The sequence below is a fragment of the Roseixanthobacter pseudopolyaromaticivorans genome (assembly GCF_043195145.2).
Classification (GTDB): Bacteria; Pseudomonadota; Alphaproteobacteria; order Rhizobiales; family Xanthobacteraceae; genus NCEH01.
Genome location: NZ_CM195539.1, coordinates 3,951,869 through 3,974,290 on the forward strand (window position 1 = coordinate 3,951,869; position 22,422 = coordinate 3,974,290).

The 22,422-nt window shown below is 67.1% G+C and carries 19 protein-coding genes; 7 read left to right on the forward strand and 12 right to left on the reverse strand.

Going from position 1 to position 22,422, the window contains the following annotated elements; genetic code table 11:
* Positions 1 to 27 precede the first annotated feature (27 nt).
* From V5F68_RS18610 to V5F68_RS18625, 4 genes are read right to left on the reverse strand one after another with little or no spacing between them, the layout of a single operon-like run.
* Positions 28 to 1,545, reverse strand: coding sequence for an MdtA/MuxA family multidrug efflux RND transporter periplasmic adaptor subunit (locus V5F68_RS18610; RefSeq protein ID WP_394015686.1), 1,518 nt, complete (start codon positions 1,543 to 1,545; stop codon positions 28 to 30).
* Positions 1,546 to 1,593: 48 nt separating this feature from the next.
* Positions 1,594 to 2,109: a periplasmic heavy metal sensor gene (locus tag V5F68_RS18615; RefSeq protein ID WP_394015685.1), complete on the reverse strand. Its 516-nt coding sequence runs from the start codon at positions 2,107 to 2,109 to the stop codon at positions 1,594 to 1,596.
* Complete coding sequence (locus V5F68_RS18620; protein WP_394015684.1) at positions 2,106 to 2,594, reverse strand: hypothetical protein; 489 nt, start codon at positions 2,592 to 2,594, stop codon at positions 2,106 to 2,108. The genes V5F68_RS18615 and V5F68_RS18620 overlap by 4 nt, the downstream gene beginning before the upstream one ends.
* A 3-nt stretch (positions 2,595 to 2,597) precedes the next feature.
* Positions 2,598 to 3,143, reverse strand: a complete 546-nt coding sequence (locus V5F68_RS18625; RefSeq protein ID WP_509274560.1) for a sigma-70 family RNA polymerase sigma factor — start codon at positions 3,141 to 3,143, stop codon at positions 2,598 to 2,600.
* 270 nt (positions 3,144 to 3,413) lie between these two features.
* Between V5F68_RS18625 and V5F68_RS18630 the strand changes: the two genes are divergently transcribed.
* The 7 genes from V5F68_RS18630 to V5F68_RS18660 all read left to right on the forward strand — a co-directional run bounded on the left by V5F68_RS18630 (position 3,414) and on the right by V5F68_RS18660 (position 13,927).
* Positions 3,414 to 4,592, forward strand: a complete 1,179-nt coding sequence (locus V5F68_RS18630) for an efflux RND transporter periplasmic adaptor subunit (protein WP_394015683.1) — start codon at positions 3,414 to 3,416, stop codon at positions 4,590 to 4,592.
* The gene (locus tag V5F68_RS18635) at positions 4,589 to 7,756 is read left to right on the forward strand and encodes a multidrug efflux RND transporter permease subunit (RefSeq protein WP_394015682.1); all 3,168 of its coding nucleotides are present in this window, start codon (positions 4,589 to 4,591) and stop codon (positions 7,754 to 7,756) included. Before V5F68_RS18630 ends, V5F68_RS18635 begins: the two co-directional genes overlap by 4 nt.
* 429 nt (positions 7,757 to 8,185) lie before the next feature.
* Positions 8,186 to 9,268 carry an ABC transporter ATP-binding protein gene (locus V5F68_RS18640; protein ID WP_394015681.1) on the forward strand — a complete coding sequence of 361 codons (1,083 nt, stop codon included), beginning with the start codon at positions 8,186 to 8,188 and terminating at the stop codon, positions 9,266 to 9,268.
* A gap of 1 nt (position 9,269) precedes the next feature.
* The gene (locus V5F68_RS18645) at positions 9,270 to 10,316 is read left to right on the forward strand and encodes an ABC transporter ATP-binding protein (protein ID WP_394015680.1); all 1,047 of its coding nucleotides are present in this window, start codon (positions 9,270 to 9,272) and stop codon (positions 10,314 to 10,316) included.
* The gene (locus V5F68_RS18650) at positions 10,313 to 11,257 is read left to right on the forward strand and encodes an ABC transporter permease (protein ID WP_394015679.1); all 945 of its coding nucleotides are present in this window, start codon (positions 10,313 to 10,315) and stop codon (positions 11,255 to 11,257) included. Before V5F68_RS18645 ends, V5F68_RS18650 begins: the two co-directional genes overlap by 4 nt.
* Positions 11,257 to 12,162 (forward strand): ABC transporter permease, encoded by a 906-nt coding sequence (locus V5F68_RS18655; RefSeq protein WP_394015678.1) that lies wholly within the window; start codon positions 11,257 to 11,259, stop codon positions 12,160 to 12,162. The genes V5F68_RS18650 and V5F68_RS18655 overlap by 1 nt, the downstream gene beginning before the upstream one ends.
* A 139-nt stretch (positions 12,163 to 12,301) precedes the next feature.
* Positions 12,302 to 13,927: an ABC transporter substrate-binding protein gene (locus V5F68_RS18660; protein WP_394015677.1), complete on the forward strand. Its 1,626-nt coding sequence runs from the start codon at positions 12,302 to 12,304 to the stop codon at positions 13,925 to 13,927.
* Positions 13,928 to 14,140: 213 nt separating this feature from the next.
* On the opposite strand, the gene V5F68_RS18665 is transcribed toward V5F68_RS18660, so the two are convergent.
* The 8 genes from V5F68_RS18665 to V5F68_RS18700 form a co-directional block, all read right to left on the reverse strand.
* The gene (locus tag V5F68_RS18665; protein ID WP_394015676.1) at positions 14,141 to 15,922 is read right to left on the reverse strand and encodes a gamma-glutamyltransferase family protein; all 1,782 of its coding nucleotides are present in this window, start codon (positions 15,920 to 15,922) and stop codon (positions 14,141 to 14,143) included.
* Between the two features lie 199 nt (positions 15,923 to 16,121).
* Positions 16,122 to 17,114 carry a branched-chain amino acid ABC transporter permease gene (locus V5F68_RS18670; RefSeq protein ID WP_394015675.1) on the reverse strand — a complete coding sequence of 331 codons (993 nt, stop codon included), beginning with the start codon at positions 17,112 to 17,114 and terminating at the stop codon, positions 16,122 to 16,124.
* Positions 17,115 to 17,121: 7 nt separating this feature from the next.
* Positions 17,122 to 18,003 (reverse strand): branched-chain amino acid ABC transporter permease, encoded by an 882-nt coding sequence (locus tag V5F68_RS18675; RefSeq protein ID WP_348843942.1) that lies wholly within the window; start codon positions 18,001 to 18,003, stop codon positions 17,122 to 17,124.
* A gap of 58 nt (positions 18,004 to 18,061) precedes the next feature.
* Positions 18,062 to 19,270 (reverse strand): ABC transporter substrate-binding protein, encoded by a 1,209-nt coding sequence (locus V5F68_RS18680; RefSeq protein ID WP_394015674.1) that lies wholly within the window; start codon positions 19,268 to 19,270, stop codon positions 18,062 to 18,064.
* 53 nt (positions 19,271 to 19,323) lie between these two features.
* Positions 19,324 to 20,049: an ABC transporter ATP-binding protein gene (locus tag V5F68_RS18685; protein ID WP_348843940.1), complete on the reverse strand. Its 726-nt coding sequence runs from the start codon at positions 20,047 to 20,049 to the stop codon at positions 19,324 to 19,326.
* Positions 20,036 to 20,812, reverse strand: a complete 777-nt coding sequence (locus tag V5F68_RS18690) for an ABC transporter ATP-binding protein (protein WP_348843939.1) — start codon at positions 20,810 to 20,812, stop codon at positions 20,036 to 20,038. The genes V5F68_RS18685 and V5F68_RS18690 overlap by 14 nt, the downstream gene beginning before the upstream one ends.
* Before the next feature lie 192 nt (positions 20,813 to 21,004).
* Positions 21,005 to 21,562 carry a hypothetical protein gene (locus V5F68_RS18695; RefSeq protein ID WP_394015673.1) on the reverse strand — a complete coding sequence of 186 codons (558 nt, stop codon included), beginning with the start codon at positions 21,560 to 21,562 and terminating at the stop codon, positions 21,005 to 21,007.
* A gap of 107 nt (positions 21,563 to 21,669) precedes the next feature.
* Positions 21,670 to 22,218 (reverse strand): peroxidase-related enzyme, encoded by a 549-nt coding sequence (locus tag V5F68_RS18700; RefSeq protein WP_394015782.1) that lies wholly within the window; start codon positions 22,216 to 22,218, stop codon positions 21,670 to 21,672.
* Between the last annotated feature and the right edge of the window lie 204 nt (positions 22,219 to 22,422).

The following is a 22,422-nucleotide window of genomic DNA, read 5'->3' on the forward strand; positions in this document are numbered from 1 at the left end:
CAACCTGCCGCGCGGGCGGCGCCGGCCTCATTTCACACCGCCCTGGGTCGGCGGTGCGCCGCCACCCTGCGCCGCCGCCGGCGCAGCGCCGGAACCCGCATCCGGCACGATGCTCGGCCCCACAGCCGGCACGGTGCCGGCGGGCGGCGGGGTTGCAGGCGTCTTTGCGGCGGGTGCGGATGCGTCCGGCGCGGTCGCCGGAGAAGCCGGCCCCGGCGTGGCGGGAACCGCGACCTCACCCTTGCCGTGGTCGCGATTTTCCTGGTTTCGATTTTCCTGGTTGCGGCGCTGGCGGCGTTCCGATCCCTCGCCCGCGGCTGGTCCCGGCTTGGCGCCGGCCGCCGCGTCGGGCTCGCTGATCTTGGCGCCCTCGCGCAGCTTGTCCGCCCCGTCCACCACCACCTTGTCGCCCGCCGCGAGCCCCTGGGTCACGACGATCCGACTAGCGTCGGACGGACCGAGCGTGATCTTGCGCACGCTCACCGTATTGTCGGGCTGGACCAGATAGACATAGGTGCCCGGCGCGCCGCGCTGCACCGCCGCCGAGGGAATGACGGTGACATTGGTGAGCGTGTCCACCAGCAGGTCCACGTTCACGAACTGGCTCGGAAACAGCGCCTCGTCCGCATTGTCGAATTGCGCTTTCAGCTTCACCGTGCCGGTGGTCACGTCCACCTGGTTGTCGATGGTCACAAGCTTGCCCGTGGCGAGGGCGGCGCGGCGGTTGCGGTCATAGACCACCACCGGCAGGTCGGCGCCGGAGTTCAGCCGCTTCAGCACCTGGGGCACCTTGTCCTCGGGCAAGGAGAACAGCACGGTGATGGGCTTGATCTGGGTAATGACGGCAATGCCGGTGGAATCGCCCGCCTGGACATAATTCCCCCGGTCCACGAGCCGCAGGCCGACGCGGCCGGTGACCGGCGCGGTGATGTGGCAATATTCGAGGTTCAGCTCGGCGGTGCGCACCTGCGCCTCGTCCATCTCCACCGTGCCCTGATATTGCTGCACCAGCGCCTGCTGGGTATCGACCTGCTGCTGGGAGGCCGCGTTCTTGGCCACCAGCTGGCTGTAGCGGTTGAGATCGAGCTGGGCGTTCTTCAGCTGTGCCTGGTCGCGGGCAAGCTGGCCCTGCGCCTGCTTCAGCGCGGCCTCGTAGGGCCGCGGATCGACTTCCGCGAGCGGCGCGCCGGCCTGGATTTCCTGTCCTTCGGTGAAGAACAGATTGATCAGGCGGCCGCTGATCTGCGTCTTCACGGTCACGGTGGTGAGCGGCGTCACAGTGCCGAGGGCGGTGAGCGTCACCGGCATGCTGCCGGTCTGCGCGAGCGCGGTCGCAACCGGCACGGGCATGCCGGCCAGGCCGTTGCGGCCGCCCGGCTTGGCTGTCTCCTGCGGGCGGATCAGGAAGCCGGCCCCCACGAGCGCCAGCAGGGCCAGGAACACGAGGAACGACCAGGGAAACCAGCGGCGGCGCTTGGGCGCCGCCTCGGGTGCGAGACTGATGGGTTCGCCGCGCAAATCACGCAACGGGCGGGGGTCGTTCATTGGGACACCAGATAGCTTGGGAGTGCAGAGCGCTCGCGCCCCGCATCATCACCTTGATTGTGGTTCGGACGAGGCGTTGCGATCGCCGTCCTCGGGGGGAACCCAGCTCGCGAGCCGCGCGCGACCTTCCGCTGACATGTCGCCGGCGGCTCCGACGATCACCGCGTGCAGCGCGCGCCACAGGCCACGGCGCGCCTCCCGCAGCTGCATCAGGGCGGCATCGGCGGCGGCGGTCTCGAACGGCTCGGCGGTCAAGGCCGCGCGCACCTTGTCCTGCGCCGCACGCGAGGCCGCCTGCGCGGCGTCGATGGTGCCGAGCGCGCCCTGGAACCGGGCCTTGAGCGCCTGCGCGTCCGCCGGCGGCAGCGCCGCCGCGAGCCGGTCGATGCGCGCCGCCGGACTGCGGTCGAGCGCCACCGGCGCCGGGCTCGCCGCGCGCTCGCGCGTCTCCTGGATCGCCACGGCCACCGCGAGGCCGATGAAGAACAGGTTCAGGGCGAGGGAGGCCACCAGAAGCAGCCGCCTCGGCTGGAACAGGCCCATGCTGATCGCGCCTCCGTTCACAACGCGCTTTCCTCGACCGGGCCGGGCTCGAACACGATGGTGCTGAGGTCGGCGCTGACCTGCGGATGGGCGCCGACCGCCATCGCCTGGTCGAACAGGGTGGGATTGACCACGTTGAACCCGGCGAGAAAGCCGAGAACAGCCATGCCCGCCAGCGCGGCGATGCTCGGCCATGCGGGGCGCAGATCCAGCGCCAGCAGCCAGGAGGGCAGCCATCGCACCGGCGCCCGCGCATCCTGCTTCGGCAGCGGCAGCGCCGCGAGGCGCGTGGCGATCCGCCCGCCGGCCGCAACATCCTGCGCCACCGGCCCGGCCGCCACGTCGCGCGCGAGGCGCGTGTCGAGCGCCGCATGACTGGCGAGCAGGACGGCCACCGAACCATCGCGCGCCATCAAGTCCAGGGCGCGCCGGCGCGCCGGCGCGGGCCAAAGTGAGATGTCGGCCCCGTGCGCGACGAGCAGATGCTCGAACTCGTCATGGGTCATTCTTCATTCCTCCCCAAGCTGCGGGCCGAGCCGGGCACGCAGTGCGCGCCGGGCTCGGACCAGCAAGGTCTCGACGCCGGAAACCGAGGCGTCGAGGATTTCCGCGGTGCGGGCATTGGACAGCCCTTCCCAATAGGTAAGCAGCACGGCCGCCCTTTGCCGCTCCGGCAGCTCGGCGATGGCCCGGGCGAGCGCGCGGTCCTCGGCCCCACGGGCCAGGCCGGCGAGGGCGTCGGGTGCCGGATCGGCGATCTCCGCCGCATCGTCGAGCGGCGCGAAATCCCGGCGGCGCCGGTGGTTGAGGCACAGATTGACGACGATGCGATAAAACCAGGTTCCGAACGCGGCGGTCGGCTGCCAGCGTGGGGCCGCGCGCCAGACCCGCAGAAAGGCATCCTGGACGATGTCCTCCGCATCGGCGGAATTGCCGAGGAAGCGGCGTGCGAGGGCAACGGCGCGCACCGCATAACGCGCGGTGAGCACACGGAAAGCTGCCGCATCCCCTCGGGCGACGCGCGCCATGAGGTCTTCGTCGCTCGCTTCGCCCATCCGGGTACTCGAACCTGCCCCCGTTCGCCGCAGCATGCCACCATGATGCATGTCTCCTCAATCCGACGGCCAAAAAGCGGCGGCCCCTGCGGCCTTGCGCCCCGCCGCAGGCACGGGGGTCCGTAGGGTTCAACACATGGCGGCCTGAAACCCTGCGCTGCATCGCTGTTCGCCGCCGCTTCACGGTTTCGTGAGGGTAGCCTCCCGCACCGCAGGGTTCGCGCGGACACCGTGTTCAAAGGCGGTAACGGTCGAAAGGGAATAGGGCTGATGCCTCGTCTCGTGTGGGTCGTAACGCCGGCCATTCTGATCGCCGGCGCACTTGCTTGGCACTATGGGTTTGCCGCGCCCTCCTCGCCCCAGGCCAATGCCAAGAAGGCCCCACCCCCCATTCCCGTGCTCGCCACATCCGTGCGCGAGGAGAGCTTCCCGGTCTATGCCACCGGCCTCGGCACCGTTCAGGCCTTCAATTCAGTCACGGTGAAGGTCCGGGTCGACGGCGAGCTGGACAAGGTCACCTTCAGCGAAGGGCAGGATGTGAAGGCCGGCGACGTGCTGGCGCAGATCGACCCGCGCCCGTTCCAGGCCACCCTTGCCCAGGCACAGGCCGCTAAGGCCAAGGACCAGGCGCAGCTGGCCAATGCCAAGCTCGACCAGGACCGCTTCAAGCAGCTGGTGGCGAAGAACGCGATCTCCCAGCAGCAGCTCGACACCCAGAATGCCCTGGTCGCCCAATATGAAGCGGCGATCCAGGGCGATGATGCCGCCATCGACAGCGCGAACGTGCAGCTCGGCTACACCACGGTGCGCGCGCCGATTTCAGGCCGCACCGGCGTGCGGCTGCTGGACGAGGGCAATATCGTCCACGCGTCCGACACCACCGGGCTGGTGGTGATCACCCAGCTGAAGCCGATCTCGGTGATCATCTCGCTGCCGCAGGACCGGTTCGACGACGTGGTGGCCGCTATGGGCCGTGGCCCGGTCTCGGTGCTCGCCTTCCGCCGCGACGGCGTGACCCAGCTTGGGTCCGGCACCGTGACGCTGATCGACAATCAGATCGACCAGAGCACCGGCACCATCCGCATCAAAGCCACCTTCCCGAACGAGGATCTCAAGCTCTGGCCGGGCGCGTTCGTGAACGCGCAGGTGCTGGTGGACACCCGCAAGGACGCCATCCTGGTGCCGGCGCAGGTGGTGCAGCGCGGGCCGGACGGGTTCTATGTCTATGTGGTGCGCGACGACGACACGGTGGAAAAGCGCGCCGTCACCGTCGGGCCCAGCCGCGCCGGGCAGATGGTGGTGGAAACCGGGCTCACCGCCCGCGAACGCGTGGTGGTGGACGGTCAATACAAGCTGACCCCCGGCGCCCACGTCACCGTGACCGTGGCGCCCAACGCGAAGCCGCAGGCCGCCCCCCTCTCCACCGCCAGCGCCGAGAAGCGCGCATGAGCATTTCAGCCCCCTTCATCCGGCGCCCCATCGCGACCTCGCTGCTGATGCTGGCGCTGGTGCTGATCGGTGGCGTCGCCTATCCCCTGCTGCCGGTGGCGCCGCTGCCGCAGGTGGACTTTCCCACCATCCAGGTCTCCGCCAGCCTGCCCGGCGCCAGCCCGGAAACCATGGCCTCCTCGGTCTCAACGCCGCTGGAGCGCCAGTTCGCGCAGATCGCCGGCGTCACCCAGATGACCTCGACCAGCGCGCTCGGCGTCGCCTCCATCACCATCCAGTTTGACCTCAACCGCGCCATCGACGCCGCCGCGCAGGATGTGCAGGCCGCCATCACCGCCGCCAGCGGCCAATTGCCCAAGAATCTCCCGACCCCGCCCACCTATCGCAAGGTAAACCCGGCGGATGCGCCGATCCTGATCCTCGCCGTGCAGTCGGATCTTTACCCGCTCACCAAGCTGGACGATTACGCCGACACCATCCTCGCCCAGCAGATCAGCCAGATTCCCGGCATCGCCCAGGTGGCCATCACCGGCGAGCAGAAGCCGGCCGTGCGCGTGCAGGTGGACCCGGCGAAAATCGCCTCCCTGGGCATGAGCCTGGAGGACGTGCGCGCCATCCTCGCCGCCGCCACCGTGGATTCCCCCAAGGGCTCGTTCGACGGCACGGCCCAGAGCTTCACCATCTATGCCGACGACCAGTTGCTCGTGTCCTCGCCGTGGAACGACGTGGTGCTCGCCTATAAGAACGGCGCGCCGGTGCGCATCCGCGACATCGGCCGCGCGGTGGACGGGCCGGAGAACGTGCGCCTCGCCTCCTGGCAGAACGGCAAGCGCGGCATCCAGCTGATCGTGTTCAAGCAGCCCGGCGCCAATGTGATCGAGACCGTCGATCGCGTGCACGCCATGATCCCGCGCCTGGAAGCCGCCTTGCCCCCGGGCATCAACGTGCTGGTGATCTCCGACCGCACCCAGACCATCCGCGCCTCGGTGGACGACGTGCAGTTCACCATGATGCTCACCATCGGCCTCGTGGTGGCGGTGATCTTCGCCTTCCTGCGCAACGTGTGGGCCACCATCATCCCGAGCGTGACCGTGCCCATGGCGCTGATCGGCACCTTCGCGGTGATGTACGCGCTCGGCTATTCCATCGACAATCTCTCGCTGATGGGCCTCACCATCGCGGTCGGCTTCGTCGTGGACGATGCCATCGTGATGTTGGAGAACATCTATCGCCATATCGAGGAGGGCGTGCCGCCGTTCGAGGCGGCGCTGAAGGGCTCGGCGGAGATCGGCTTCACCATCATCTCGATCTCGCTGTCGCTGGTGGCGGTGTTCATCCCGGTGCTGCTGATGGGCGGCATCGTCGGCCGGCTGCTGCGGGAATTCGCGGTCACGGTGACCATCACCATCCTCGTGTCGGTGGTGGTCTCGCTCACGCTCACGCCCATGATGTGCTCGCTGTTCCTGAAGAACGATCACGGCGTGAAGCACGGCCGCGTCTACATGGCGTTCGAAGCCTTCTTCGACGGCCTGCTCGCCGCCTATGACCATGGCCTGAAATGGGTGCTGCGCCACCAGTTCCTGACCCTGATGACCTTGTTCTGCACCATGGCCGCCACCGGCTATCTCTATGTGGTGATCCCCAAGGGCTTCTTCCCGCAGCAGGATACGGGCTTCATCCAGGGCTTCTCGGAAGCGGCGCAGGACATCTCCTTCTCCGCCATGTCGCAGAAGCAGATGGCGCTTCTGGCCGTGGTCGCGCGCGATCCCGCCGTTGAAAGCGTCGCCGGCTCGGTCGGCGCGACGGGCGGCTCGCAGACCGTGAACACCGGCCGCGTCTGGATCACCCTGAAGCCGCGCGACAAGCGCGACGCCAGCGCCGACCAGGTGATCGCGCGGCTGCGGCCGCAACTGGCCAAGGTCGAGGGCGTCGCCCTGTTCCTCCAAGCTTCCCAGGACATCAATGTGGGCGGGCGTCCCTCGCGCACCCAGTACCAATACACGTTGCAGGACGCGAACCTCGCCGAGCTGAACGAATGGGCGCCGAAAATGCTGGCGATGCTGCGCGGCCTGCCCGAGCTGCAGGATGTCGCCACCGACCAGCAGACCAATGCGCCCACCGTGTCGCTGAAGATCGACCGCGACACCGCCGCCCGCTTTGGCATTCAGCCGCAGGTGATCGACGACACGCTCTACGATGCCTTCGGCCAGCGCCAGGTGGCGCAATATTTCACGCAGCTCTCGCAATACCACGTCATCCTGGAGATCGACCCCAAGCTGCAGCTCGACACCGGCTCGCTGGACAAGCTCTATGTGAAGTCGCCGCGCACCGGCGAGGAGATCCCGCTCTCCGCCTTCGTGAAGGTGGACACGTCCAAGAGCGCGTCGCTCTCCATCTCCCACCAGGGCCAGTTCCCGGCCGTCACGCTGAGCTTCAATCTCAGCCCCGGCACCGCGCTCGGCCAGGCGGTGGACGCGATCAAGCAGGCGGAGTTGAAGATCAACAAGCCGCTGACGCTGATCGGCACGTTCCAGGGCACGGCGCAGGCGTTCCAGGATTCCCTGCGCACCCAGCCCTATCTCATCCTCGCCGCCGTAATCGCCGTCTACATCATCCTCGGCGTGCTCTATGAGAGCTATATCCACCCGCTGACGATCCTCTCCACCTTGCCCTCCGCCGGGTTGGGTGCCTTGCTGATCCTCTATTTCTCGGGGTTCGACCTGAGCGTCATCGCGCTCATCGGCATCCTGCTGCTGATCGGCATCGTGAAGAAGAACGCCATCATGATGATCGACTTCGCCCTCGCCAAGGAGCGCGAGGAGGGCATGGCGCCGGAGGAGTCCATCTACCAGGCCTGCCTCACGCGCTTCCGCCCCATCATGATGACGACCATGGCGGCCCTGCTGGGCGGCCTGCCGCTGATGCTGGGCACCGGCACCGGCTCGGAACTGCGGCGGCCGCTCGGGTTCGCCATCGTGGGCGGGCTGCTGGTGAGCCAGGTCCTCACCCTCTACACGACGCCGGTGGTCTATCTCTACATGAACCGCCTTCAGCTCTGGCTGGGGAAAGGCCGGCGGGCCCGCGCCGCCGCCAAGCGCGCGGACGCGCACGCGCCCCCCGCCTCCCCTCTCCCACCCTCCGGTGCCGACGCCCCGGCAACCTAGCGGATCGACTTGTTTGATCCGCGAGATCAAAGGCTTGCGGTTCGGCAGCTCGCGTCGGGTGGATGCCATCTGTCGCCGTCGAACCGCGAGAGCGGCGGGGCTTCTTTCGGGGGAAGAAGCCCCGCCGTCTGCTCCCGGCGACGCAACGTCACGCGCCTGTGATGTGCATGGATAACGCGCGCAAAGACGGCAAAGGCGCGCCGGCGGCTGCCCTCGAAAGCGGCATGAAACCGCCATTTCAACCTGCCCCGCTGCGACAGCATGACCGTGGGTGCCGTGCATATTTAATTTTGCATTCAGAAACGCCGATATTTTGCGCATTTACTGCCTAGAAAACATTCTTCCTCCCAGGGAGGGGCATTGCTAGCGTCGCGCAGGAAGCACCTCCCGGCCGCCCGCCGGGGGAGGGCTTTTCCTTTGAGATTAAAGATGCCTGATCCTGTGCCGGCGCCAGTCGGAGAGTCCCTGCTTCAGCCGCTTCCCGATCTCGGGGGCCCGGCGCAGGCGCTGCTGAGCGTGTCCGGCCTCACCAAGACCTTTCCCGGGCGCGGAAGCCTGTTCGGCGGGCGTGCCGGCGCGGTGCAGGCGGTGAATGCGGTCTCGTTCGACGTGCGCAAAGGCGAGACGCTCGGCATCGTCGGCGAATCCGGCTGCGGAAAGTCCACCGCCTCCAAGCTCATCATGGGCCTGCTGGAGCCCACCGCCGGGGAGATCGTGTTCGACGGCGAGGCGCTGGGGCGGGATGCGGCCGGCCTGCGGCGCTATCGCCGCCAGGTGCAGATGGTGTTCCAGGACAGCTTCTCGTCACTGAACCCCCGGCTGACCATTGAGGAATCCATTGCCTTTCCGCCCATGGTCCATGGCATGGCGCGCAAGGCGGCGATCGGCATCGCCCGCGACATGCTCGCCGCCGTCGGCCTCCAGCCAGCCCAATATGCCACCCGCTTTCCCCATGAGCTGTCCGGCGGCCAGCGGCAAAGGGTGAACATCGCGCGGGCCTTGGCGCTGCGTCCCCGCCTCGTGGTCCTGGACGAGCCGGTCTCCGCCCTCGACAAATCGGTGGAAGCGCAGGTGCTGAACCTGCTGATGGACCTGAAAGCCGAATTCGGGCTGACGTACATCTTCATCAGCCATGACCTGAACGTTGTTCAGTATATTTCCGACCGCGTCCTGGTGATGTATCTCGGCCGCGTGGTCGAACTCGGTGCCGCCGAGGCGATCTTCGCCGGTGCGGCCCATCCCTACACCTCCGCTTTGCTGGCGAGCCGCCCCTCGGTCGCCGGGCGCAGCCGCGAGGCGCCGCCGCTGGTGGGGGATCCGCCGAGCCCGGTGAACCCGCCTTCGGGATGCGCCTTCCACCCCCGCTGCGCGTTTTCCGAAGGGGTATGCGCCGTCACCCGGCCGGGGCTCCTGCCGCTGCCCAGCGGCGATGCCATCGCCAGCGAACATCTCGCCGCCTGCCTCATCAACCAGCCGGGCAGCGGCCACAGCCGCGCGCCGGAGGCCGCCTGACATGAGCGCCCTCCAAGCCCAGCCTCAGTCCCAGCCCTTGGTGAAGGTGCGCGACCTGAACGTCGCGTTCGTCTCGAAGGAGGCGACCCTCCATGCGGTGAACGGGGTGGATTTCGACCTCGCCCCGAAGGAGACGCTCTGCATCCTCGGCGAGAGCGGCTCCGGCAAGTCGGTGACGCTGCGCTCTCTGATGCGCCTCCACCCGCCCAAGCGCACCCGCATCACCGGCACCATCCAGGTGGACGGCACCGACATCGTCGCCGCGTCCGAGCGCGAGCTGTCTTCCATCCGCGGCCGGCTCGTCTCCATGATCTTCCAGGAGCCCATGACGGCGCTGGACCCGGTGTTCACCATCGGCAAGCAGATCACCGAGACCATCCGCCGGCATGAGGGGGTGAGCCAGCAGGAAGCGCTGCGCCGCGCCCTCGATCTGCTGGAGCTGGTGCAGATCCCCTCCGCCCGCCAGCGGCTCGATGCCTATCCGCACGAACTCTCCGGCGGCCTGCGCCAGCGCGCCATGATCGCGGTCGCGCTCTCCGTGCGGCCAAAGCTGCTGCTGGCCGACGAACCCACCACCGCCCTCGATGCCACCGTCCAGATCCAGGTGCTGCTGCTCTTGAAGCGCATCCAGGCGGAGCTAGGGATGGGCGTGATCTTCGTCACCCACGATCTCGGGGTGGCGGGCGAAATCGCCGACCGCATCGCCGTCATGTATGCCGGCCGCTTTATCGAGGAGGCGCCGACCGAGCCGCTGCTCGAGGCTCCCGAGCATCCCTATGTGGAGGGCCTGCTCGGCGCCACCGTCACTCCGGCCTCGCGCGGCCGGCGCCTCACGGCCATTCCCGGATCGCCGCCCAACCTGCGCACCTTGCCTGAGGGCTGCGCCTTCGCGCCCCGGTGCACCTATGTGGTGCCCGCCTGCCGCGCGGCGGTGCCGGATCTCCGCGCCACCGCGCCGGAGCGGACCGTGCGCTGCATCCGCCCCGCCGGCCTGCGCCCGCCGATGCCGCCCGCCATGGCCTTTGCGGCCGAGGAGCGCGCCCCATGATCTTCTACATCGTCCGCCGCGTGCTCTATTCCATTCCCATCGCCCTGTCGGTGGGGCTGGTGTGTTTCATGCTGGTCTATATCTCGCCCGGCGATCCCATCAGCGCCATCGCCCCGCCCGATGCCCCAGCGGAGATGATCACCCAGCTGCGCCGGGACTATGGGCTCGACAAGCCCTTGCCCGAACAATTCCTGATCTGGCTCGGCCGCGTGGTGCAGGGCGATCTCGGCCGCTCGCTGGCCACCGGCCGGCCGGTGTGGGGCGAGGTCTCGGTCGCGCTTAAGAACACGGTTTCGCTGGCGGTGGCCGCCTGCACGCTGGCGTTCGCCGTCGGCATGCTGCTCGGGGGGCTCGCGGCGGCGTTCCGCGACACCTGGGTGGACCGCATCGCCATGACCTTCGCGGTGGCTGGCGTCTCGGTGCCGCATTATTGGCTGGGCATGCTGCTGGTGGCGGTGTTCGCGGTCACCTATCCCCTCGCCCCCTCCATGGGCGCCGGGCCGGGCGGCACCTTCGTGTGGGATTGGGCGCACCTGCCCTTCCTCATCCTGCCCATGGTGACGCTGAGCGCCATTCCGCTCGGCCTCGTCGCCCGCACGGTGCGCGGCACGGTGATCGAGATCCTGCACCAGGAGTTCATCACCACCCTGCGCGGCAAGGGCCTGCGCAGCGGCGGCATCCTGCTGCACGTGGCCAAGAACGCGGCGCCGAGCGTGCTCGCGGTCATGGGCCTGCAGCTCGGCTATCTCATGGGCGGTTCGATCCTGGTGGAGACCGTGTTCTCCTGGCCGGGCACCGGCTTTCTTCTGAACAGCGCCATCTTCCAGCGCGACATCCCGCTTCTGCAAGGCACCATCCTGGTGCTGGCGCTGCTGTTCGTCGCGCTCAATCTCGTGGTCGATCTCGGCCAGGCGCTCCTCGACCCCCGGATCAAACGGTGATGACCCTGATTGCCGCCAAGGACACCCCCGCGACGGACACCCGCGCACCCGAGAAAGCCGAGCGCCCGCAGGGCTATTGGCAGGGGGTGGGCAAGCGCGTGCTGCGCGACAAGGCGACCATGTTCTGCCTCCTTGTGCTGCTGCTCATGTTCCTCGCCATCGTGTTCGCGCCGCTGATCGCGCCCTACGATCCCTATGTGGGCAGCATGGCGCGGCGGCTGAAGCCCATCGGCACGCCGGGATATTTGCTCGGCACCGACGAGCTCGGCCGCGACATGCTCACCCGCCTGCTCTATGGCGGGCGCCTCTCCTGGTTCATCGGCATCATGCCGGTAGCGATCGCCTTCGTCATCGGCTCCTCGCTCGGCGTCATCGCGGGGTTCGCGGGCGGCTGGCTGAACATGCTGATCATGCGCGCCACCGACGTATTCTACGCCTTCCCCTCGGTGCTGCTGGCGGTGGCGGTGAGCGGGGCGCTCGGCCCCGGCATCTTCAACGCCATCCTGGCATTGACGCTGGTGTTCATTCCCCCGCTGATCCGCATTTCGGAAAGCACCACGGCCGGCGTGCGGGCGCTCGATTATGTGGAGGCGGCGCGCGCCACCGGGGCGTCGCCCTTCACCATCATCCGCGTGCATGTGCTGCCGAACGTGATGGGGCCGATCTTTGTCTATGCCACGGGGCTCATCAGCGTCGCCATGATCCTCGGCGCGGGCCTCTCCTTCCTCGGGCTCGGAACCCGCCCGCCGGAAGCGGAATGGGGGCTGATGCTCAATACGCTGCGCACCTCGCTCTACAACAAGCCGCTGCTCGCCATGCTGCCGGGCATCTGCATCTTCGTGACCTCCATCTGCTTCAACATGGTCAGCGACGGGCTGCGCGGCGCCATGGAGGTGAAGAACTAGCCCGGCACGCACCCGCCTGTCGCGGCGCGGCGGCGGGACGTTCCGAGAAGCAAGAGCCGGCGCAGACCGGCGGACGAGGGCAGGACGCACCGGACGACCGAAGATTTTCAAGAACACACGAACCTTCCAGGAGTCCTTGATGCCACCATTCGATTTGACGCGCCGCACCTTGCTCACCGGCACCGCCGTCACGGCGGCGGCGGCCACCCTCGGCGGGTTGCCGCGCCCGGTGTTCGCCCAGGCCGCCTCCAGCCTGAACTACGGCATCTCCATGACGGACGTGCCGCTGACCACCGGCCAGCCCGATCGCGGCGCCGGCGCCTATCAGTTCACCGGCCTCACCCTCTATGACCCGCTGGTGGCCTGGGAACTCGACGTGGCCGACCGCCCCGGCAAGATGATCCCCGGCCTTGCCACCTCGTGGGAGGCCGACCCCGCCGACCGCAAGAACTGGATCTTCAAGCTGCGCGAGGGCGTGAAATTCCACGACGGCTCGCCGTTCAACGCGGACGCGGTGATCTGGAACCTTGAAAAGGTCATGAACACCCAGGCGCCGCAGTTCGATGCGCGCCAGGCCGCGCAGGTGAAGCCGCGCCTGCCCTCGCTCGCGTCCTATAAGAAGCTCGACGACATGACGGTGCAGATCACCGCCAAGGGCGTAGACGCGCTGTTCCCCTATCAGATGATGTGGTTCCTCATCTCCTCGCCGGCGCAGTTCGAAAAGGTGGGCGGCGACTGGGCGAAGTTCGCCATGGCGCCCTCCGGCACAGGCCCGTTCAAGATGGGCGAACTGGTGCCGCGCGTGCGCGTGGAGTTGCTGAAGAACCCCGACTATTGGGACAAGAAGCGGGTTCCCAAGCTGGACAAGCTCACCCTCACCTGCATCCCGGAGGACCTCTCCCGCGCCAGCGCCTTGCTGTCCAACCAGGTGGACCTGATCGAATCCCCCGCCCCCGACAGCGTCGCGCGCCTCAAGCAAGCGGGCATGCGCATCTCCACCAACGTGGTACCCCACGTGTGGAACTACCATCTCTCCATGGTGGAGGGCTCGCCCTGGCGCGACGTGCGCCTGCGCCGCGCGGCCAATCTCGCCATCGACCGCGACGCGGTGGTGGAATTGATGAACGGCCTCGCCGTGCCGGCGGTCGGTCAGGTGCCCCAGTCCAGCCCCTGGTTCGGCAATCCGACCTTCAAGATCCGCTACGACATGGATGCGGCCCGCAAGCTCGTCAGCGAGGCCGGCTATTCCAAGGACAAGCCGCTGAAGGTGAAGTTCATCGTGCCCACCGGCGGCACCGGGCAGATGCTGTCCATGCCGATGAACGAATTCGTGCAGCAGAGCTGGGCGGAAGTGGGCATCGCGCTGGAGCTTCAGCCGGTGGAGCAGGAAGTCGCCTACACCGCATGGCGCAAGGGCGCGGCCGACCCGAGCCTCGCCGGCATCACCGGCTCCAACGTGGCCTATGTCACCAGCGACCCGTTCTACGCCATCGTGCGCTTCTACAGCTCCAAGCAGATCGCGCCCGTGGGCGTGAACTGGAGCCACTATAAGAACCCGGAAGTGGACGCGTTGTGCGACCAGATCACCGCCACGTTCGATTCCGCCGAGCAGGACAAGCTGCTGGCCAAGGTGCACGAGAAGGTGGTGGACGACGCGGTGCAGGTGTGGGTGGTGCACGACGTGTACCCGCACGCGCTCTCACCGAAGGTGAAGAGCTACACCCAGGCGCAGCACTGGTTCCAAGACCTGACCACGCTTTCCTGAGCCTCTGGATCTCAGATCAATCGCGAAAGGGCGCCCGCGGGCGCCCTTTTTCATGGACGGCGCCATTTCCGCCTTGGGCGGCCCCCTCCCCAGCCCTCCCCCGCTTGCGGGGGGAGCGTTAGGGAGGGGAAAGGCCGGACGAGGGGCAGGAAGGGGCAGGCGAGGTTGATGAACGAATCCGCGCAGGCGGGCCGGGCCTGAAGCGGCCCGCCCTCACCACGCCTGCGCGGAGGCTGGGAATACTTCCGATTTGCTGCCGCGCGGGTCGCAGCCGGCTTCCAGCATGCCATCGGCATGGCGCTCGGCGGCCAGCAGAAACCCCTCGGTCCAATCCGGGCCCACGGAGAGCTCGTGCCCGCGCGCGGCGAGGCTCTCGAACACCGCGTCCCCGAACCGCTCCTCGATGCGCAGGCGGCTCGGGAAGAAATCGTGCGGGGCGAAGAAGCCGGGAAAATGCTCGCTGGAGAATTTCGGCGCCTCGATCGCCGCCTGCACGGGCATGCCGAACACCAGCCGATTGAGCAGGAACTGCAATTGCCACTGATCCTGCTGGTCCCCGCCCATGCTGCCGCAGGCGATGGTGGGGCGGCCGTCCATCGTGACGAGCGTGGGGCTGATGGTGGTGCGCGGCCTTTTGCCCGGCGCCACCACATTGGGGTGGTTGGACGGGCCCATGTGGAAATTCGACAGCCGGTTGCCGAGCGGGAAGCCCAGCGCCGGCATCACCTCGGCCGACTTGATCCAGGCCCCGGACGGCGTGAAGGCGCAGGCGTTGCCCGCGTCATCCATGGTGTCCACATGCACCGTGCCCGCGCCCCAATTGGTGAGCGGACGCCGCTCCGCCGCCGCGAGCAAGGCGACATCCTCCACCGGATCGCCAGGGCGCATCTCGGCGCTGGCATGGAGCATGTCCACGAGCCCGGCGCGCAGGGCGCCATAGGCATCCGACAGCAGCGCCTCCACCGGCACGGAGACCTGGCGGGTGTCGGCGTAATATTGCTCGCGGTCGGCGAAGGCGAGCTTCATCGCCTCCACCACCAGATGCACATAGTCCGCGCTGTTGTGGCCGAGCGCCGGCAGATCGAAGGATTTCAGGATGGAGAGCGTCTGCAGCAGTGCCGGGCCCTGGGTCCAGGCCGAGGTCTTGTGCACCCGCGCGCCTGCGTAATCGATGAACACCGGCGCCTCCACCGGAACCTCGAAGGCGGCGAAATCCGCGCGTGTCAGCAGCCCGCCCTTTTCATCCGAGAACGCCACCATCTGCGCGGCGACGTCGCCCTTGTAGAAGGCATCGAACACCGCCTGGAGGCCCTGCTCGCGTGCGCCGCCGGCCGCCTTTTCGGCCGAGGCGAGATAGTCGATCATGCCAGCGAAGGCGGGATTGGTCATGGCCGAGCCCTCGGCGGGCAGCTCGCCGTCGCGCAGATAGAGCGCCGCGCTGCCGGGCCATTGGGCCAGGAACTTCTCGCGATTGTCGGCAATGCCAAACTTGTGCTGGCGGATCAGCCCGGCATGGACCGGAAAGCCGGTGCGGGCGAGATCCAGCGCGCGCGCGGAGAGGTCCGCGAAGCTCAGGCGGCCGTAGCGCTGGGCCGCCACGATGAGCGCGCCGAAGGCGCCCGGCACGCCGGCGGCGAGAATCCCCTCGGCCGGCACCACCTCATGGCCGCGGTCGCGGAACGCCTGCGGCGTCGCGCGGGCCGGCGCCACCATATTGCCGTTGATGCAGACCACTTCGCCCGATCCTGCCGGCGCGATGAGGATCGGGCATTCTCCGCCGATGGTGTGCATGTTCGGGTTCAGCAGGCCCTCCACCAGGGTCGCCGCGACCGCTGCGTCGATCGCGTTTCCGCCCGCCTTCAGCGCATCGATGCCCGCGGCCGAGGAGAAATAATGGTGCGAGGCGACCACGCCGCGCCGGCCGAAGATCCGCGCATAGAAGGTCGTCGCCTCGGTGGGCGCCGTGCGGAAGCTGCGTTCGCTGGCCACGTTCATTCCAATGCCCTCTCCTCGGCGCCATGCCTTTCGTGCTGTTTCTATGAAGGAAAAATGTTTTCGCTTCAATGCGAAAGGACGCATGGCTCGGGGCCGATGCCCACGGCACGCCGGGGACGCCGCCCATCGGCATCGCGCGAAACACGCCAAGAAAAAGGGGCCCTCGCGGGCCCCTTGCGTGACACTTCGGCGCGCACCGTTATTTCGACGCGCGATCCCGCATCAATTGCATCAGCGCGAGCGCTTCGCCGACGATACCGCGGCGGAACAGCGAGACCACCACCACGAAGATCACGCCCTGGATGACCAGCACCCATTCGCCGAAGCTCGCGAGATAATTCTGCATGGTGACGATGATGGTGGCGCCCACCACCGGGCCGAGCACGGTGCCCATGCCGCCCACCAGGGTCATCAGGATGACCTCGCCGGACATGGGCCACGCCACGTCGGTGAGCGAAGCGAGCTGGAACACGATCGCCTTGGTCGAACCCGCGAGCCCGGCCAGCGCCGCCGACAGGACGAAGGCAAGGGTCTTGTACTGGTTCACCCGATAGCCCAGCGAGATCGCGCGCGGCTCGTTCTCGCGGATCGCCTTCAGCACCTGTCCGAAGGGGGAGTGAATGGTGCGGTAGATGATGGCGAAGCCGACCAGGAAGATCGCCAGCACCACATAATAGAGGTTGATGTCCTTGGAGATGTCCAGGAAGCCGAACATCGCCGAACGCGGCACGGCCTGAAGGCCGTCCTCGCCGCCGGTGAATGGCGCCTGGAGACAGAAGAAGAAGAACATCTGCGAGAGCGCGAGCGTCACCATGGCGAAATAGATGCCGACGCGGCGGATCGCCAGCAGGCCGGTGAGCAGCCCGAGGAACGCCGCGAACGCCGTCCCCGCGAGGATGCCGAACTCGGGCGGGAAGCCTTTGATCTTCACCAGATAGGCGGTGATGTAGGCGGCCCCGCCGAAGAACATGGCGTGTCCGAAGGACAGCAGGCCGGTGTAGCCCAGCATCAGGTTGAAGGCGCACGCGAACAGCGAGAAGCACAGCACCTTCATGAGGAACACGGGATAGACCGCAAACGGCGCCACCACCAGCAGCCCCAGCACCACCACCGCGATGGCGATGCGGGTGGGGGTGAAGGCGTTGGCGGAAGCAGGCGCGGGGGCGACGGCGGGGGAGGACGCGGAAGTCATGATGGCCTCACTTCACCGTACCGAACAGGCCCGCGGGCTTCACCAGAAGCACGAGGGCCATAATGACGAAAATCACCGTGGACGAAGCCTCGGGATAGAAGACCTTGGTCAGGCCCTCCACGAGGCCGAGGCCGAAGCCGGTGACGATGGCGCCCATGATCGATCCCATGCCGCCGATCACCACCACCGCGAACACCACGATGATGAGGTTCGAGCCCATGGTCGGGCTCACCTGATAGGCGGGCGCCGCGAGCACGCCGGCGAGCGCCGCAAGGCCGACGCCGAAGCCGTAGGTCAGCGTGATCATGCGCGGCACGTCGATGCCGAACGCCTGGACGAGGTCCGGCCGTTCGGTCGCCGCGCGCAGATACGAGCCGAGCTTGGTGCGCTCGATCACGAACCAGGTGGCGATGCACACCACCAGCGAAGCGACCACCACGAAGGCCCGGTAATTCGGCAGGAACATGAAGCCGAGATTGGTGCCGCCCGGCAGCGGATTGTTATAGGGCAGTCCGGAGGCGCCATACTGGCGGCGGAACAGCCCTTCCAGGATCAGCGCCAGACCGAAGGTCAGCAGCAGCCCGTATAGGTGGTCCAGATGATAGAGCCGGCGCAGCAGCAGCCGCTCGATGATCATGCCGATCACCGCCACCACGATGGGTGAGAGCACCAGCGCGCCCCAGAACGGGATGCCCGCGTAGTTCAGCAGCATCCAGGCGCCGAAGGCCCCCATCATGTACTGGGCGCCGTGGGTGAAATTGATGACGTTCAACAGGCCGAAGATCACCGCGAGCCCGAGGCTCAGCATGGCATAGAAGGCGCCGTTGATCAGGCCCAGCAGCAATTGGCCGAACAAGGCCTGAGGGGCGATGCCGATTAGCTCGAACATGGATCGGTCTCTGCAACAGGAGAGAGCGGGCCGGCGTGACGCCGGCCCGCGGGCGCCATCAGGTCTTCTTGACCAGCGGGCAATCGCCCTGGTCGAGCGGACGGAACGCCTCGTTGGCGGGGATCGTCGCCTTCAAGGTGTAATAGTCGTAGGGATACTTGGAGTCCGAAGGCTTCTTCACCTCGAACAGATACATGGGGTGGATCTGGCGGCCGTCGGCGCGCAATTCACCCTTGCCGAACAGCTTGTCGTCGGTCGGCATCTTCTTCATCTCGGCGACCACAGCCGCCCCGTCCTTGGCCGACTTCAGCGCCGCCACGGACTTGAGATAATGGGTCACGCCGGAATAGACGCCGGCCTGCACCATGGTGGGATACTTGCCGCCGTTGGCCGCGGCGAACTCCTTGGCGAACGCGCGGTTGGCGTCCGTCATGTCCCAATACCAGGCCGATGTCAGGTTCAGGCCCTGCGCGGTCTTGAGGCCGAGCGAATGGATGTCGGAGATGAACACCAGCAGGCCGGCGAGCTTCTGGCCGCCGTCGACGATGCCGTATTCGGCCGCCTGCTTGATGGAGTTGATGGTGTCGCCGCCGGCATTGGCGAGGCCGATGACCTTGGCCTTGGAGCCCTGCGCCTGCAGAAGGAAGGAGGAGAAGTCGGAATTGTTGATCGGCACGCGCACCGAGCCGACGACCTTGCCGCCGTTCGCCTTGACGACTTCGGACGTGTCGCGCTCCAGCGCCTGGCCGAAGGCATAGTCGGCGGTGAGGAAGAACCAGGTATCGCCGCCGTTCTTGGTCACGGCCTTGCCGGTCACATTGGCCAGCGACCAGGTGTCGTAGGTCCAATGGATCGTGTTGGGCGTGCAGGCCTTGCCGGTGAGGTCGGACGAGCCGGCGCCCGAATTCACGAACACCTTGTTCTTTTCCTTCGTCACCTGGCTCACCGCCAGCGCGACGCCGGAATTGGGCGTATCGACGATCATGTCGACGCCGTCCACGTCATACCACTGGCGCGCGATGGAGGTGCCGACGTCGGCCTTGTTCTGGTGGTCGGCCGAGACGACCTCCACCTTCAGATCCTTGTTGGTGGCGGCGAAATCTTCCACCGCCTTCTTCGCCGCCCACACCGAGCCCGGGCCAGCGAGGTCCGAATACAGGCTCGACATATCGGTGAGTACGCCGATCTTGACCGGCGTGGTCTGGGCCTGGGCGGCGGTGACGGCGAATAGGCTCGCGGCCGCCATGAACACGGTTGCAAGACGCATCTTGTTTCCTCCTCCGGCGGTGCTGCCGGTTGCGTTGTTCCGAAAACCCGGCTTCAGACGCCGAGAAAGGCTTCGAGACGCGCCGCGTTTTCCGCGATCTTGTCGTTGGGGACCATGTCCACCACCTTGCCGTGCTCCACCACATAATGGCGGTCGGCGACGGTCGAGGCGAAGTGGAAGTTCTGCTCCACGAGCAGCACGGTGAAGCCCCTGGTCTTCAGCGCACGGATGATGTCGCCGATATGCTGCACGATCACCGGCGCCAGCCCTTCCGTGGGCTCGTCGAGCAGCAGCAGCTTGGCCCCCGTGCGCAGGATGCGCGCGATCGCCAGCATCTGCTGCTCGCCGCCGGAGAGCTTGGTGCCCTGGCTGTTGCGCCGTTCCTCCAGGCGGGGGAACAGGTCGTGGATCTCGTCCACGGAGAGGCCGCCAGGCAGCACCACCGGGGGAAGCAGCAGGTTCTCGCGCACGTTCAGGCTGGCAAAGATGCCCCGTTCCTCGGGACAATAGCCGATGCCGAGGCGCGCGATATGGTTGGGCGCGAGCTTGACGGTCTCGTTGCCCTCATAGCGGATCGAGCCGGCGCGCTTGCGCAGCAGGCCCATGATGGCGCGCATGGTGGTGGTCTTGCCGGCGCCGTTGCGGCCCAGAAGCGTCACCACCTCGCCCTTGTGGATGTCGAAGCTCATGCCGTGGAGGACATGGCTCTCGCCATAATGCCCGTGCAGATCGCGCACCGCGAGCAACGGCGCGGCGGAGGCCGCCTCACCCATGGCCATGCCCCGTTCCCATATATGCCTCGATCACTTGCGGGTTCTTGGAGACTTCCGAATACGGCCCCTCGGTGAGAATCTCGCCGCGCGCCAGCACGGTGATGGCGTCCGACAGATCGGCCACGACCGAAAGATTGTGCTCCACCATCAGCACCGTGCGGTTGGCGGACACGCGCTTGATGAGATCGGCGGTGCGGGCGATATCCTCGCGCCCCATGCCGGAGGTCGGCTCGTCGAGCAGCAGCATTTCCGGCTCGAGCGCGAGCGTGGTGGCGATTTCCAGCGCCCGCTTGCGGCCGTAGGGCAGCTCCACCGCTTCATGCTTGGCGTAGGAGGTAAGATCCACCTCTTCCAGCAATTGCATGGCGCGGTCGTTCAGCGCGTCGAGCGAATGCTCGGACCGCCAGAAGTGGAACGAGGTCCCGAGCGCGCGCTGCAGGGCAACGCGCACATTTTCCAGCACCGTCAGATGCCCGAACGTCGCCGAGATCTGGAACGAGCGCACCATGCCCAGCCGCGCCACGTCGGCCGGCTTGGTCCGGGTGATCTCCTTGCCGTTCAGGCGGATGACGCCACGGGTCGGCTCCAGGAATTTCGTGATCAGGTTGAAGCACGTGGTCTTACCGGCACCGTTCGGCCCAATGAGGGCATGAATCGTGTGCCGCCGAATCCGCAGGTTGACGTTCTTGACCGCCGCGAAACCCTTGAACTCTTTCGTGAGACCTTCTGCTTCAACGATGTAGGGCACGTCTGAGACAGTGTCCGTCATCGTGCTCTGCGCCCTCGCTTGTTTCGGCCCGGGGCGCGATGCGCCCGCCCGGCTCCCCCTGAGACCGCATCTTTGGTGATGCTTTTGATCTTGCGCCGCAACCTAGCACGGTAAACTTGGCTGCCGTCAATAGGGACAAGCTGAGCCTAAAGTCTGAGCAGATCCCAGGCATGGCGGCTTGGCCCTTGCCCTTTAGGGAACCGGCGCCACGGCCAGCTTCAGGCGATCCACAGAAACGCCGGTGAGAAGCAGCACGAGCGGGCGCTGCGCCACCTCGAAACGCACGCTCTTGCGCAATCCCTCGCAGCCCTTCACGCCGGTGAAAGCGGCGGCCGGCAGGGTCTTGCCATCCTGCACCAGGTCGATCCAGCCGGCTTGCGAAAGGCTCACCTCGATGCGCCCGGCCGCGGGCGCGGGGATGAGAAGAAAGCCGGCAAAAGTGGTATTTTCGGCAGGCAGCCGCGCGGGCGGATAGGGCAGCTTGGCCTGCGCCAGCGGCACCAGTTCGACCACGAACGCGCCATCTGCCGCCGGCAATTGGCTGCCGCTCGCCAATTGTGTGTGCGCCGCATCGAGGGCCGACTTCGCCCGCTCCAGCGGCCAGGCGCCGCCGGAACAGCCCTGCCCCTCCGCCGCGCGTCCATTCGGCGCGCCGAGGCAGAGCGCGAGGAAAAACACTCCGGCCGCACCGAGACAGCGCGCGGCAGGCCGTGCGGAGAGGGGGGATGGGAATGGGAAAGGATGCAGCATGCCGGCCTTCCGAATTATATTTTCGCAAATATAACGCGAAGGCCGGCCCTGTGCGATGATTTTGGTGCGGGAGACTTCGGCTCGGCCTCCCGCGCGCGGCGCGCCGCTCAGCGCACCTGCCCGTGATATTCCGGGTTCGGCCGCATGTCGGTGGCGCTGGCGATGCGGTTGGACAGGTTGAAGAAGCCGGTCACCGCCGCCACGTCCCAGATGTCCTGTTCGGAAAAACCGACCTTGCGCAACGCGGCGCGATCCGCCTCTTCCACCTCGTGGGGCCGCTCGGTGAGCTTCACGGCGAAGTCCAGCATGGCGCGCTGGCGCGGCTCCAAGCGCGCGGCGCGATAATTCATCACCAATTGCTCGCCCAGGATGGGATCGCCCGACAGCGCTCGGACCGCGGCACCATGGGCGGTAAGGCAATAATAGCAGCGGTTCACGCTGGAAACCGCCACTGCGATCATCTCCCGCTCCAGCTTCGAAAGGCCGGAAGGCGCGAGCATCAGATTGTTGTACATGCCGGCGAAGGCATTCAGCTTGGCGAGATCGAAGCTGTAGGCGGCGAGAACATTCGGCACGAAGCCCAGCTTCTCCATGCACTTGTCGAAATAGACCTGGTTTGCTTCGTCGAGAGGCGCGGGCTTCAGATCGAGCGCGATCCGAGGCGTATCGTCCGCCGGCCGGGGCGGCGGGACGGCGGGCGTTTTGGCGGCCGGCCTGCCGGTCCGCGTGGCCTTGGCGGAAACTGTCTTCGCGGCGCGCGCGACAGCCTGAACCGCCGCTTGCACCGCCCCTTTCTTGGGCTCGCCTGTATTTTCGGCAGATTTTAGCTGGGATTTCTTGGGCTTGCCTGAGCTCTTCGG